This is a genomic window from Streptomyces tauricus, assembly GCF_014650955.1.
Taxonomy (GTDB): domain Bacteria; phylum Actinomycetota; class Actinomycetes; order Streptomycetales; family Streptomycetaceae; genus Streptomyces; species Streptomyces tauricus.
This window is the reverse complement of sequence record NZ_BMVY01000028.1, coordinates 64,878-78,141: the sequence shown is the minus strand read 5'-3', so window position 1 is coordinate 78,141 and position 13,264 is coordinate 64,878. Positions and strand designations below refer to the sequence as shown.

Below are 13,264 nucleotides of genomic sequence, written 5' to 3'. Positions count from 1 at the left end.
CGCACCGACAGCATCAGAGTTATCCACAGGCTGCGACGGAGTATCCGCGGAACGCGTATGCCGGACCGTACCGGTAAACGGCGTGGGCCCCGGTTCCGTACGGAACCGGGGCCCACGACTCACCGGGTGTCAGCGGACGAAGACGCCCGCCTGACCGGCCAGGTCGAGGAAGTACTGCGGCGCCACACCGAGCACCAGCGTGACCGCCACGCCCACCGCGATGGCCGTCATCGTCAGGGGCGAGGGCACGGCGACCGTCGGTCCTTCCGGACGCGGCTCGCTGAAGAACATCAGCACGATCACGCGGATGTAGAAGAACGCCGCGATGGCCGACGAGATCACACCGACCACGACCAGCGCGCTCGCGCCGCCCTCGGCCGCCGCCTTGAACACGGCGAACTTGCCCGCGAAGCCGGAGGTCAGCGGGATGCCCGCGAAGGCCAGCAGATAGACCGCGAACACGGCCGCGACCAGGGGTGACCTGCGTCCGAGGCCGGCCCACTTGGACAGGTGCGTGGCCTCGCCGCCCGCGTCCCTCACGAGGGTGACCACCGCGAACGCGCCGATCGTCACGAACGAGTAGGCGGCCAGGTAGAAGAGCACCGACGACACGCCGTCCGGTGTCATCGCGATGACGCCCGCGAGGATGAAGCCCGCGTGCGCGATGGACGAGTACGCGAGGAGCCGCTTGATGTCGGTCTGGGTGATCGCGACGATCGCGCCGCCCAGCATGGTGACGACGGCGACGCCCATCATCACCGGCCGCCAGTCCCAGCGCAGGCCCGGCAGGACGACGTACAGCAGGCGCAGCAGCGCGCCGAAGGCGGCCACCTTGGTCGCGGCGGCCATGAAGCCGGTCACCGGGGTCGGCGCGCCCTGGTAGACGTCCGGGGTCCACATGTGGAACGGCACCGCGCCGACCTTGAACAGCAGTCCCATGACGATCATCGCGGCGCCGATGAGCAGCAGCGCGTCGTTGCCCATGGTGTCGGCGAGCGCCGGGTTCACCGTCTCGACCGTGCCGTCGACGACCTGGGCGATCGTCGCGTACGACACGGAGCCGGCGTAGCCGTAGAGCAGGGCGATGCCGAAGAGGGTGAACGCGGAGGCGAAGGCGCCGAGCAGGAAATACTTGACCGCGGCCTCCTGCGACATGATCCGCTTGCGGCGGGCCACGGCGCACAGCAGGTAGAGCGGCAGTGAGAAGACTTCCAGCGCGATGAAGAGGGTCAGCAGGTCGTTCGCCGCCGGGAAGACGAGCATGCCGCCGATGGCGAAGAGCAGCAGCGGGAACACCTCGGTGGTGGTGAAGCCCGCCTTGACGGCGGCCTTCTCGCTGTCGCTGCCCGGTACGGAGGCGGCCTGCGCGGCGAACGAGTCGACGCGGTTTCCGTGCGCCACGGGGTCGAGGCGCCGTTCGGCGAATGTGAACACGCCCAGGACACCGGCGAGCAGGATGACGCCCTGGAGGAAGAGCGCGGGCCCGTCGACCGCGACGGCGCCCATCGCTGCGATGCCGGCCTTCGTGGTGCCGTAGCCGCTCGCCGCGAGGGCGACCACCGCGGCGAACGCGGCGGCGAGAGCGACGACGGAGACGAAGATCTGCACGTAGTAGCGGGACCTGCGGGGCACGAAGGCCTCGACCAGGATCCCGACGACCGCCGCTCCGATGACGATCAGGGTGGGCGCCAGCTGCCCGTACTCGATGTTCGGCGCGTCGATCTTCTGGATCGGATCGGCCGCCGTTGTCCACAGGCTGTGGACGGCTGTTGCGCTCACTTGGCGGCCTCCACCTCAGGCTTGGGGTCCTTCTTGTGTACGTCGGACATGGTCTGCTTGACCGCCGGGTTGACGATGTCGGTGAGGGGCTTCGGATAGACGCCGAGGAAGATCAGCAGGGCGATCAGCGGGGCGACCACCGCGAGCTCGCGCACCTTGAGGTCGGGCATGGCCGACACCTCGGGCTTCACCGGGCCCGTCATCGTCCGCTGGTAGAGGACGAGGGTGTAGAGCGCGGCGAGGACGATGCCGAAGGTGGCGATGATCCCGATCACCGGGTAGCGCGCGAACGTGCCGATCAGGACCAGGAACTCACTGACGAACGGTGCGAGTCCCGGCAGCGACAGCGTCGCGAGGCTGCCGATCAGGAAGGTGCCCGCGAGCACCGGGGCGACTTTCTGCACCCCTCCGTAGTCGGCGATCAGACGCGAGCCGCGCCGTGTGATCAGGAAGCCGGCCACCAGCATCAGCGCGGCGGTCGAGATCCCGTGGTTGACCATGTAGAGCGTGGCGCCCGACTGGCCCTGGCTGGTCATCGCGAAGATGCCCATGATGATGAACCCGAAGTGGGAGATCGACGCGTACGCCACCAGGCGCTTGATGTCCCGCTGGCCGACCGCGAGCAGCGCCCCGTAGATGATGCTGATCAGGGCGAGGACAAGGATGGCGGGCGTCGCCCACTTCGAGGCCTCCGGGAAGAGCTGGAGGCAGAAGCGGAGCATCGCGAAGGTGCCGACCTTGTCGACGACCGCCGTGATCAGTACGGCGACCGGGGCGGTGGCCTCCCCCATGGCGTTGGGCAGCCAGGTGTGGAGCGGCCACAGGGGCGCCTTCACCGCGAAGGCGAAGAAGAAGCCCAGGAACAGCCACCGTTCGGTGTTGGTCGCCATGTCCAGCGAGCCGTTGGCCCGGGCCTCGGCGATCTCCTGGAGCGAGAAGTTCCCCGCCACCACGTAGAGGCCGATCACGGCGGCCAGCATGATCAGGCCGCCGGCCAGGTTGTAGAGGAGGAACTTCACGGCGGCGTACGAACGCTGTGCCGCCGCGTGTTCGTCCGAGCCCGCGTGGGCACGGTCGCCGAAGCCGCCGATGAGGAAGTACATCGGGATGAGCATGGCTTCGAAGAAGATGTAGAAGAGGAAGACGTCGGTGGCCTCGAAGGAGATGATCACCATCGCCTCGACGCCGAGGATCAGGGCGAAGAAGCCCTGGGTCGGCCGCCAGCGGCTGCTGTGGGTCTCCAGCGGGTCGGCGTCGTGCCAGCCCGCGAGGATCACGAACGGGATGAGCAGGGCGGTCAGCGCGATCAGCGCCACCGCGATGCCGTCCACGCCCAGCTCGTACCGCACCCCGAAGTCCTTGATCCAGGCGTGCGATTCGGTGAGCTGGTAGCGGTCGCCGTCGGGGTCGAAGCGGACCAGGACGACGACGGCGAGGGCCAGGGTGGCGAGCGAGACGAGCAGCGCCAGCCATTTGGCGGCGGTGCGGCGGGCGGCCGGCACGGCGGCCGTGGCGATCGCCCCGATCGCCGGGAGGGCCGCCGTCGCTGTCAGCAGAGGAAAGGACATCGGTATCAGACCGCCCTCATCAGCAGGGTCGCGGCGATGAGGATCGCCGCACCGCCGAACATCGAGACGGCGTACGAGCGCGCGTAGCCGTTCTGCAGCTTGCGGAGCCGTCCGGAGAGACCGCCCATCGAGGCCGCCGTGCCGTTGACGACCCCGTCGACCAGGGTGTGGTCGACGTACACCAGGGAGCGTGTGAGGTGCTCGCCGCCGCGCACCAGGACGACGTGGTTGAAGTCGTCCTGGAGGAGGTCGCGCCGGGCGGCCCGGGTGAGCAGGGAGCCGCGCGGGGCGACGACCGGGACGGGACGGCGCCCGTACTGGAGGTAGGCGAGGCCGACGCCGATGACGAGCACGACCATCGTGGAGAGGGTGACGGTGGTCGCGCCGATCGGCGGGTGTCCGTGCGTGTGCTCGGTGACGGGCTCCAGCCAGTGCAGGAAGCGGTCGCCGATGCCGAAGAAGCCGCCCGCGAAGACCGATCCGAAGGCCAGCACGATCATGGGGATCGTCATGGACTTCGGCGACTCGTGCGGGTGGGGCTCGTGGCCGTGCTCGTCCGGCTGCCAGCGCTTCTCACCGAAGAACGTCATCAGCATCACGCGCGTCATGTAGAAGGCGGTGATGGCCGCGCCCAGCAGGGCCACGCCTCCGAGGATCCAGCCCTCGGTGCCGCCCTTGGCGAAGGCGGCCTCGATGATCTTGTCCTTGGAGAAGAAGCCGGACAGGCCCGGGAAGCCGATGATGGCGAGGTAGCCGAGGCCGAACGTCACGAAGGTGACCGGCATGTGCTTGCGCAGGCCGCCGTACTTGCGCATGTCGACCTCGTCGTTCATGCCGTGCATGACCGACCCGGCGCCGAGGAAGAGCCCGGCCTTGAAGAAGCCGTGCGTCACCAGGTGCATGATCGCGAAGACGTACCCGATCGGGCCGAGGCCCGCCGCGAGGATCATGTAGCCGATCTGCGACATGGTCGAACCGGCGAGCGCCTTCTTGATGTCGTCCTTGGCGCAACCGACGATCGCACCGAAGAGCAGCGTGACCGCTCCGACGACGGTGGTGACGAGCTGGGCGTCCGGCGCGGCATTGAAGATCTCCCCGGAGCGGACGATCAGGTAGACGCCCGCGGTCACCATGGTCGCGGCGTGGATGAGGGCCGAGACCGGGGTCGGGCCCTCCATCGCGTCGCCGAGCCAGGACTGCAGCGGCACCTGGGCGGACTTGCCGCAGGCGGCGAGCAGCAGCATCAGCCCGATGGCGGTGAGCTTGCCCTCGCCCGTCTCACCGGTGGCCTCCAGGACCGGCCCGAAGGCGAAGGTCCCGAAGGTGGTGAACATCAGCATGATGGCGATCGACAGGCCCATGTCGCCGACGCGGTTGACCAGGAACGCCTTCTTCGCGGCGGTCGCGGCACTGGGCTTGTGCTGCCAGAAGCCGATGAGCAGGTACGAGGCGAGGCCCACGCCCTCCCAGCCGACGTACAGCAGCAGGTAGTTGTCGGCGAGGACGAGCAGCAGCATCGCCGCGAGGAACAGGTTCAGATAGCCGAAGAAGCGGCGGCGGCGCTCGTCGTGCTCCATGTACCCGATCGAGTACACGTGGATGAGCGAGCCGACGCCGGTGATCAGCAGCACGAACGTCATCGACAGCTGGTCGAGCTGGAAGGCGATGTCCGCCTGGAAGCCCTCGACGGGGATCCAGCTGAACAGATGCTGGGCGAGGGCCCGGTGCTCCTCGTCCTTGCCCAGCATGTCGGCGAAGAGGATCGCGCCGATCACGAAGGAGGCGGACGCGAGGACCGTGCCGATCCAGTGGCCGACGGGATCGAGCCGTCTGCCGCCGCACAGCAGTACGGCCGCTCCGAGCAGAGGCGCTGCCACCAGCAGCGCAATCAGATTCTCCACGATTCAGCGACCCCTTACAGCTTCATCAGGCTGGCGTCGTCGACCGAGGCCGAGTGGCGGGAACGGAACAGCGACACGATGATCGCGAGCCCGACCACGACCTCCGCGGCGGCGACGACCATCGTGAAGAAGGCGATGATCTGGCCGTCGAGATTGCCGTGCATCCGGGAGAAGGCGACGAACGCGAGGTTGCAGGCGTTGAGCATCAGCTCGATGCACATGAACACCACGATCGCGTTCCGCCTGATCAGGACACCTGAGGCGCCGATCGTGAACAACAGGGCGGCGAGGTAGAGGTAGTTGACGGGGTTCACTTCGCGGCCTCCTCTGCGCGGCCTTTACGCTCTTCGTGGCCTTCGCGGCCGAGCCGCTCCTCGGAACGCTGCTCGATCGCCTTCAGGTCCTTGATGGCCTGGTCCGACACGTCGCGGATCTGGCCGCGCTCGCGCAGCGTGCTGATGACGGTCAGTTCGGACGGGGTGCCGTCCGGGAGGAGACCTGCGATGTCCACCGCGTTGTGCCGGGCGTACACGCCGGGTGCGGGCAGCGGCGGAAGCTGCTTGTTCGCCCGTACGCGCTCCTCGGCCATCTCGCGCTGGGTCTTGGCCCGCTCGGTGCGCTCGCGGTGGGTGAGCACCATGGCGCCGACGGCGGCCGTGATGAGCAGGGCGCCGGTGATCTCGAAGGCGAAGACGTACTTCGTGAAGATGAGGGCCGCCAGACCCTCCACGTTCCCGCCTGCGTTGGCCTGGGCCAGGCCCTCGAACTCGTTCAGCGACGCGTTGCCGATGCCCGCGCACAGCAGGATGCCGAAGCCGAGGCCGCACAGGAGGGCCAGCCAGCGCTGGCCCTTGATGGTCTCCTTCAGGGAGTCCGCCGCGGTGACACCGACGAGCATGACCACGAAGAGGAACAGCATCATGATCGCGCCGGTGTAGACGACGACCTGGACGATGCCCAGGAAGTAGGCGCCGTTGGCGAGGTAGAACACCGCCAGGATGATCATGGTTCCGGCGAGGCAGAGCGCACTGTGCACGGACTTCTTCATGAAGACGGTGCACAGCGCGCCGATCACGGCGACCGTACCGAGGATCCAGAACTGGAAGGCCTCGCCGGTGGAGGTCGAGTAGGCCGCCAGCGAGGTGGTGGCATCGACCGCGAAGGAGCCGGAGTGGGCGGCGAGTTGCGCGGTCATCGGCCGATCACCCGCTCCGACGCCGGCTCGTCCTCACCGAAGGTCGACGCGCCCTCCTGCGGCACCTCGCCCTTGGAGACGGCGACCTGCGGCTCCGTACCCGGTGCGGCCTCGGTGACCAGGCCCCGGTAGTAGTCCTGCTCGTCCATGCCCGGGAAGATCGAGTGCGGTGACTCGACCATGCCCTCCTCCAGACCGGCGAGCAGCTGCTCCTTGGTGTAGATGAGGTTGGCGCGGCTGCTGTCGGCCAGCTCGAACTCGTTGGTCATCGTCAGCGCGCGTGTGGGGCACGCCTCGATGCACAGGCCGCACAGGATGCAGCGGGCGTAGTTGATCTGGTAGACGCGTCCGTACCGCTCGCCCGGGGAGTAGCGCTCCTCCTCGGTGTTGTCCGCGCCCTCCACATAGATGGCGTCGGCGGGACACGCCCAGGCGCACAGCTCGCAGCCGACGCACTTCTCCAGGCCGTCCGGATGGCGGTTGAGCTGGTGCCGGCCGTGGAAGCGCGGTGCGGTGGTCTTCTGCTGCTCCGGATACTGCTCGGTCAGCCGCTTCTTGAACATGGCCTTGAAGGTCACGCCGAAGCCTGCGACGGGATTCTGGAAACCGGGTTTGGTCTCCTTCTGCTCATCAGCCATCGGACGCCTCCTTTCCGTCACGAGGTCCATCGGATCCGTCACTGTCAGTATTCACGCCACCACTGACAATCAACTCGCGCTCCCGGCGCGGGCGGCGCCTGGGCACCGGCGGCAACTCCTGTCCGGGCAGCGGCGGCACGGGGTATCCGCCCGCCATCGGGTCGAAGGCGGCGGCTTCGTCCGGCGCCTGGCGGGCGCCTTCGGCGTCCTTGCGTTCGCGGAACATGTCGACGACGAACGAGAGCAGCAGCAGGACGAGCACGCCGCCGCCCACGTACAGGGCGATGTCGGCGAAGTCGTAGTTCTCGTTGCGCAGGGTCCGTACGGTCGCGACGAGCATCAGCCAGACCACGGAGACCGGGATCAGGACCTTCCAGCCGAGCTTCATCAGCTGGTCGTAGCGCACGCGGGGCAGGGTGCCGCGCAGCCAGATGAAGAAGAACAGCAGCAGCTGCACCTTGATGACGAACCACAGCATCGGCCACCAGCCGTGGTTGGCGCCCTCCCAGAAGGTGCTGATCGGCCAGGGGGCCCGCCAGCCGCCCAGGAAGAGCGTCACGGAGACCGCCGAGACGGTCACCATGTTCACGTACTCGGCGAGCATGAACAGCGCGAACTTGATGGACGAGTACTCAGTGTTGAAGCCGCCGACCAGGTCGCCCTCGGACTCCGGCATGTCGAAGGGGGCGCGGTTGGTCTCGCCGACCATCGTCACGATGTAGATCAGGAACGACACCGGCAGCAGGATGATGTACCAGCGGTCCTCCTGCTGGGCCACGATCTCCGAGGTCGACATCGAACCGGAGTACAGGAACACCGACGCGAACGCGGCGCCCATGGCGATCTCGTACGAGATCATCTGCGCGCACGAGCGCAGGCCGCCGAGCAGCGGATACGTGGACCCGGAGGACCAGCCCGCGAGGACGATGCCGTAGATGCCGACCGAGGCGACCGCGAGGATGTATAGCATCGCGATCGGCAGGTCGGTGAGCTGCATCGTGGTGCGCTGGCCGAAGATCGAGATCTCGTTGCCGGCCGGTCCGAAGGGGATCACGGCGATCGCCATGAAGGCCGGGATGGCCGCCACGATCGGCGCGAGGACGTAGACGACCTTGTCCGCGCGCTTGACGATCAGGTCTTCCTTGAGCATCAGCTTCACGCCGTCGGCGAGCGACTGGAGCATGCCCCAGGGGCCGTGCCGGTTGGGGCCGATGCGCAGCTGCATCCAGGCGACGACCTTGCGTTCCCACACGATGGAGAACAGCACGGTGATCATCAGGAAGGCGAAGCAGAAGACCGCCTTGATGACGACCAGCCACCACACGTCCCGGCCGAACACGGAGAGGTCCTCCGCGGCCAGGTACACCGGCGCGGTGAGGTTCGGGGTCATGCCTCCACCTCCTTGGGGGCCTCGGCGGCGAGCGTCGCCGGTCCGATGCGGACGAGTGCGCCGGGAGCCGCGCCCGTGTCCGAGGCGACGCCTCCCCCGGCGGAGTTCAGCGGGAGCCAGACCACGCGGTCGGGCATCTGCGTGATCCGCAGCGGGAGTTCGACCGCTCCCGAGGGCCCGGTCACGGCCAGCGTGTCGCCGTCCTTGACGCCCGCCTCGGCGGCCGTGGCGGCCGACACGCGCGCGTGGGCGGCGTGCCGGGTCCCGGCGAGCGCCTCGTCGCCCTCCTGGAGACGCCCCTGGTCGAGCAGCAGCCGGTGTCCGGCGAGCACGGCCTCCCCGGCGGCGGGCCGCGGCAACTGCGCCGCGGTCTCCAGCGGTTCGGTGGCCCGCGGCCCGTCCCAGGCGCCGAGCCGGTCCAGCTCCCCGCGCACGGTCCGCAGATCGGGCAGTCCCAGGTGTACGTCCATGGCGTCGGCCAGCATCTGCAGGACGCGCGCGTCGGTGGGCGCCACCTGGCGGGTCATCTGGTCGGGCTTGAGCGCGGCCTCGAAGAGGCGTGCCCGGCCCTCCCAGTTGAGGAAGGTGCCCGCCTTCTCGGCGACCGCGGCGACCGGGAAGACGACGTCCGCCTGCGCGGTGATCTCGCTGGGCCGCAGTTCGAGCGAGACCAGGAAGCCCACTTCGGACAGGGCCGCACGCGCGCGCGTGGGGTCGGGGAGGTCGGCGACCTCGACGCCCGCCACGACGAGCGCGGAGAGTTCGCCGGTGGCGGCGGCCTCGACGATCTGTCCGGTGTCGCGGCCGTGCCGGTGCGGCAGCGCGCCGATCTTCCAGGCCTGGGTGACCTCGTCCCGCGCGCGCGGGTCGGTGGCCGGGCGTCCGCCGGGCAGCAGCGAGGGCATCGCCCCCGCCTCGATGGCGCCGCGTTCCCCTGCCCTGCGCGGGATCCACACCAGCTGGGCGCCGGTGGCGGCGGCGGCCCGTACGGCGGCGGTGAGCCCGCCCGGCACGGAGGCCAGCCGTTCGCCGATGACGATCACGGCGCCCGCCAGGCGCAGTGCCTCCGCGGCCTTCGCCCCGTCGTCCTCAAGACCGGTGCCGGAGGCCAGCGCGTCCAGCCACGCGGTCTCGGTGCCGGGCGCGGCCGACAGCAGCGTGCCGCCCGCCTTCTCCAGACCGCGCGTCGCGTGCGTGGCCAGCGAGAAGGTCTTCTGACCGTGCCCGCGCCAGGCCTTGCGGAGCCTCAGGAAGACACCGGGGGCCTCCTCCTCGGACTCGAATCCAGCGAGCAGGACCGCGGGCGCCTTCTCCAGGGTGGTGTACGTGACGCCCGTACCGTCGAGGTCCCGGCCGCGGCCCGCGACGCGGGCGGCCAGGAACTCGGCCTCCTCGGCGCTGTGCACGCGCGCGCGGAAGTCGATGTCGTTCGTGTCGAGGGCCACGCGCGCGAACTTGCTGTACGCGTACGCGTCCTCGACGGTCAGCCGGCCGCCGGTGAGGACACCGGCCCGGGAGCGGGCCGCCAGGAGTCCCTGGGCCGCCGCCTCCAGTGCCTCGGGCCACGAGGCGGGCTCCAGCTCACCGGACGCGCCGCGCACCAGGGGCGTCGTCAGCCGGTCGCGCTGCTGCGCGTACCGGAAGCCGAAGCGCCCCTTGTCGCAGATCCACTCCTCGTTGACCTCGGGGTCGTTCGCCGCGATGCGCCGCATGACCTTGCCGCGCCGGTGGTCGGTGCGGGTCGCGCAGCCGCCGGAGCAGTGCTCGCACACCGAGGGCGAGGAGACGAGGTCGAAGGGCCGCGAGCGGAATCGGTACGCCGCCGAGGTGAGCGCCCCGACCGGGCAGATCTGGATGGTGTTCCCGGAGAAGTACGACTCGAAGGGGTCGCCCTCGCCGGTGCCGACCTGCTGGAGCGCGCCCCGCTCGATCAGTTCGATCATCGGGTCGCCCGCGACCTGGTTGGAGAACCGGGTGCAGCGGGCGCACAGCACGCACCGCTCACGGTCGAGCAGTACCTGGGTGGAGATCGGGACGGGCTTCTCGTACGTCCGCTTCTTGCCCTCGAAGCGGGACTCGGAGTCGCCGTGCGACATGGCCTGGTTCTGCAGCGGGCACTCGCCGCCCTTGTCGCAGACGGGGCAGTCCAGCGGGTGGTTGATGAGCAGCAGCTCCATCACACCCTTCTGGGCCTTCTCGGCGACAGGAGAGGTGAGATGGGTCTTGACGACCATCCCGTCCGTGCAGGTGATCGTGCAGGACGCCATGGGCTTGCGCTGGCCCTCGACCTCGACGATGCACTGGCGGCAGGCGCCGGCCGGGTCGAGAAGGGGATGGTCGCAGAAGCGGGGGATCTCGATGCCGAGCTGTTCGGCGGCGCGGATGACCAGGGTGCCCTTGGGCACGCTGATGCCGACGCCGTCGATGGTCAGCGAGACGAGATCCTCCGGCGGGACCGCCGCTTCCCCGCCTCCGGAGGGAGCGCTGGTGGTCACGGTCATGCGTTCACCTCCGTGTGCTTGTCCTTGTCGGCCCAGAGCGTCGACTTGGCGGGGTCGAAGGGGCAGCCGCGGCCCGTGATGTGCTCCTCGTACTCCGCGCGGAAGTACTTGAGGGAGGAGAAGATCGGTGAGGCGGCGCCGTCGCCGAGCGCGCAGAAGGACTTGCCGTTGATGTTGTCGGCGATGTCGTTCAGCTTGTCGAGGTCGGACATCACGCCCTTGCCCGCCTCGATGTCACGCAGCAACTGCACGAGCCAGTACGTGCCTTCGCGGCAGGGGGTGCACTTGCCGCAGGACTCGTGGGCGTAGAACTCGGTCCACCGCGTGACGGCCCGCACGACACAGGTCGTCTCGTCGAAGCACTGGAGTGCCTTCGTGCCGAGCATGGAACCCGCGGCGCCCACTCCCTCGTAGTCGAGGGGGACGTCGAGGTGCTCGTCGGTGAACATCGGGGTCGAGGAGCCGCCCGGCGTCCAGAACTTGAGGCGGTGTCCGGCCCGGATGCCGCCGCTCATGTCGAGGAGCTGGCGGAGCGTGATGCCGAGCGGGGCCTCGTACTGTCCTGGGCTGGTGACATGGCCGCTGAGCGAGTAGAGCGTGAAGCCCGGGGACTTCTCGCTGCCCATCGAGCGGAACCATTCTTTGCCCTTGTGGAGAATCGCGGGAACCGACGCGATCGACTCGACGTTGTTCACCACAGTGGGACAGGCATAAAGACCCGCGACCGCAGGGAAAGGGGGACGAAGTCGCGGCTGCCCACGGCGGCCTTCGAGCGAGTCGAGGAGTGCGGTCTCCTCACCACAGATGTACGCGCCCGCGCCCGCGTGCACGGTGAGCTGGAGATCGAGTCCGCTGCCCAGGATGTTCTCTCCCAGGTAGCCCGCCTCGTGGGCCTCGCGTACGGCCTCGTGCAACCGCCGCAGCACGGGGACGACTTCACCCCGCAGATAGATGAACGCATGCGAAGACCGGATCGCGTAACAGGCGATCACAATGCCCTCGATGAGGCTGTGCGGGTTCGCGAAGAGGAGCGGGATGTCCTTGCAGGTGCCCGGCTCCGATTCGTCGGCGTTGACAACTAGATAGTGAGGCTTTCCGTCCCCCTGGGGAATGAACTGCCACTTCATTCCGGTCGGGAATCCCGCGCCGCCACGACCGCGCAGACCGGATTCCTTCACATAGGCGATGAGGTCGTCCGGTGACATGGCGAGTGCCTTGCGCAGGCCCTCGTACCCGTCGTGCCGCCGGTACGTGTCCAGCGTCCAGGACTTGTCCTCGTCCCAGAAGGCCGACAGCACCGGTGCGAGCACCTTCTCGGGGTCCGCGCCGGTCTCCGGCCGGGAGGTGCCCCCGTACTGAGTGGACAAGGTCATCACTCCCCCTCCTCGGCGGCGGGCCCGGCCGGGTGGTCCGGGTCGGACGCCGACGTGTCCTGCGGTGCGTCGTGCGAACTGAGGTGCTTGGACGAGGGCTGGCCGGACGGCGCCGGGTCGTGCGACGCCCCGTCCCGGGAGGACCCGGAAGGACCGGAGGACCCGGAAGGACCGGAGGACCCGGAAGGACCGCTGGAGCCGGCGGATCCGGGGGCTTCGGACCCGCGCGGATGCACCACGCGCGCGGGACCCGTCTCCCCCTTGGCCAGCCGCAGGCCGACCAGCGAGGCGGGGCCCGCGCCGCCGCTCGCCTCGACCGCGCCGGGGCGCTCGTCGGGGAAGCCCGCCAGGATGCGGGCGGTGTCCTTGAACGTGCACAGGGGGGCGCCGCGGGTCGGCTCGACCCGGGCGCCCGCACGCAGGTCGTCGACCAGGCCCTTCGCGCTCTCCACGGTCTGGTTGTCGAAGAACTCCCAGTTGACCATCACGACCGGTGCGAAGTCGCAGGCCGCGTTGCACTCGATGTGCTCCAGGGTGACCTTGCCGTCGCCGGTGGTCTCTCCGTTGCCGACGCCCAGGTGCTCCTGGAGCGCTTCGAAGATCGCGTCGCCGCCCATGACCGCGCACAGCGTGTTGGTGCAGACGCCCACCTGGTAGTCGCCGCTCGGCTTGCGGCGGTACATGGAGTAGAAGGTCGCGACCGCGGTCACCTCGGCCGTGGTGAGGCCGAGCATCTCCGCGCAGAACCGCTGCCCCGTGCGCGTGACATGGCCCTCCTCCGACTGCACGAGGTGCAGCAGCGGAAGGAGGGCGGACCGGGAGTCCGGGTAGCGGGCGATGACCTGGCGCGCGTCCGCTTCGAGCCGGGCCCGTACGTCGTCCGGGTAGTCGGGCGGGGGCAGTTGGGGCATGCCCAGGC

At 69.2% G+C, this 13,264-nt stretch carries 10 protein-coding genes; all 10 read right to left on the bottom strand.

Going from position 1 to position 13,264, the window contains the following annotated elements:
* Positions 1-129: 129 nt before the first annotated feature.
* From nuoN to nuoE, 10 genes are read right to left on the bottom strand one after another with little or no spacing between them, the layout of a single operon-like run.
* Positions 130-1,779, bottom strand: a complete 1,650-nt coding sequence (gene nuoN, locus IE278_RS31530; protein ID WP_189777007.1) for an NADH-quinone oxidoreductase subunit NuoN — start codon at positions 1,777-1,779, stop codon at positions 130-132.
* On the bottom strand, positions 1,776-3,347 hold the full coding sequence (locus IE278_RS31525) for an NADH-quinone oxidoreductase subunit M (protein WP_189777005.1): 1,572 nt from the start codon (positions 3,345-3,347) through the stop codon (positions 1,776-1,778). The genes nuoN and IE278_RS31525 overlap by 4 nt, the downstream gene beginning before the upstream one ends.
* Before the next feature lie 5 nt (positions 3,348-3,352).
* A complete protein-coding gene (nuoL, locus tag IE278_RS31520; RefSeq protein ID WP_189777003.1) occupies positions 3,353-5,248 on the bottom strand; it encodes an NADH-quinone oxidoreductase subunit L in 1,896 nt (631 codons plus the stop codon).
* Between the two features lie 14 nt (positions 5,249-5,262).
* Positions 5,263-5,562: an NADH-quinone oxidoreductase subunit NuoK gene (gene nuoK / locus IE278_RS31515; protein ID WP_069171239.1), complete on the bottom strand. Its 300-nt coding sequence runs from the start codon at positions 5,560-5,562 to the stop codon at positions 5,263-5,265.
* Entirely contained in the window at positions 5,559-6,443 is an 885-nt protein-coding gene (locus IE278_RS31510; protein ID WP_189777001.1) for an NADH-quinone oxidoreductase subunit J, read from the bottom strand. Before IE278_RS31510 ends, nuoK begins: the two co-directional genes overlap by 4 nt.
* Positions 6,440-7,081: an NADH-quinone oxidoreductase subunit NuoI gene (gene nuoI, locus IE278_RS31505; protein WP_189777000.1), complete on the bottom strand. Its 642-nt coding sequence runs from the start codon at positions 7,079-7,081 to the stop codon at positions 6,440-6,442. The genes IE278_RS31510 and nuoI overlap by 4 nt, the downstream gene beginning before the upstream one ends.
* Complete coding sequence (gene nuoH, locus IE278_RS31500; RefSeq protein WP_189776997.1) at positions 7,074-8,471, bottom strand: NADH-quinone oxidoreductase subunit NuoH; 1,398 nt, start codon at positions 8,469-8,471, stop codon at positions 7,074-7,076. Before nuoH ends, nuoI begins: the two co-directional genes overlap by 8 nt.
* Positions 8,468-10,972: an NADH-quinone oxidoreductase subunit G gene (locus IE278_RS31495; RefSeq protein WP_189776995.1), complete on the bottom strand. Its 2,505-nt coding sequence runs from the start codon at positions 10,970-10,972 to the stop codon at positions 8,468-8,470. The genes nuoH and IE278_RS31495 overlap by 4 nt, the downstream gene beginning before the upstream one ends.
* Complete coding sequence (gene nuoF / locus IE278_RS31490; protein ID WP_189776993.1) at positions 10,969-12,345, bottom strand: NADH-quinone oxidoreductase subunit NuoF; 1,377 nt, start codon at positions 12,343-12,345, stop codon at positions 10,969-10,971. The genes IE278_RS31495 and nuoF overlap by 4 nt, the downstream gene beginning before the upstream one ends.
* Complete coding sequence (gene nuoE / locus IE278_RS31485) at positions 12,345-13,256, bottom strand: NADH-quinone oxidoreductase subunit NuoE (protein WP_189777079.1); 912 nt, start codon at positions 13,254-13,256, stop codon at positions 12,345-12,347. Before nuoE ends, nuoF begins: the two co-directional genes overlap by 1 nt.
* Positions 13,257-13,264: the final 8 nt, after the last annotated feature.

What these genes read in the sequence shown, in the direction of transcription:
- IE278_RS31525 (WP_189777005.1), bottom strand. Translation starts at nt 3,347, where the DNA reads ATGTCCTTTCCTCTGCTGACAGCGACGGCGGCCCTCCCGGCGATCGGG.
- IE278_RS31510 (WP_189777001.1), bottom strand. Translation starts at nt 6,443, where the DNA reads ATGACCGCGCAACTCGCCGCCCACTCCGGCTCCTTCGCGGTCGATGCC.
- nuoI (WP_189777000.1), bottom strand. Translation starts at nt 7,081, where the DNA reads ATGGCTGATGAGCAGAAGGAGACCAAACCCGGTTTCCAGAATCCCGTC.
- nuoH (WP_189776997.1), bottom strand. Translation starts at nt 8,471, where the DNA reads ATGACCCCGAACCTCACCGCGCCGGTGTACCTGGCCGCGGAGGACCTC.
- IE278_RS31495 (WP_189776995.1), bottom strand. Translation starts at nt 10,972, where the DNA reads ATGACCGTGACCACCAGCGCTCCCTCCGGAGGCGGGGAAGCGGCGGTC.
- nuoF (WP_189776993.1), bottom strand. Translation starts at nt 12,345, where the DNA reads ATGACCTTGTCCACTCAGTACGGGGGCACCTCCCGGCCGGAGACCGGC.
- nuoE (WP_189777079.1), bottom strand. Translation starts at nt 13,256, where the DNA reads ATGCCCCAACTGCCCCCGCCCGACTACCCGGACGACGTACGGGCCCGG.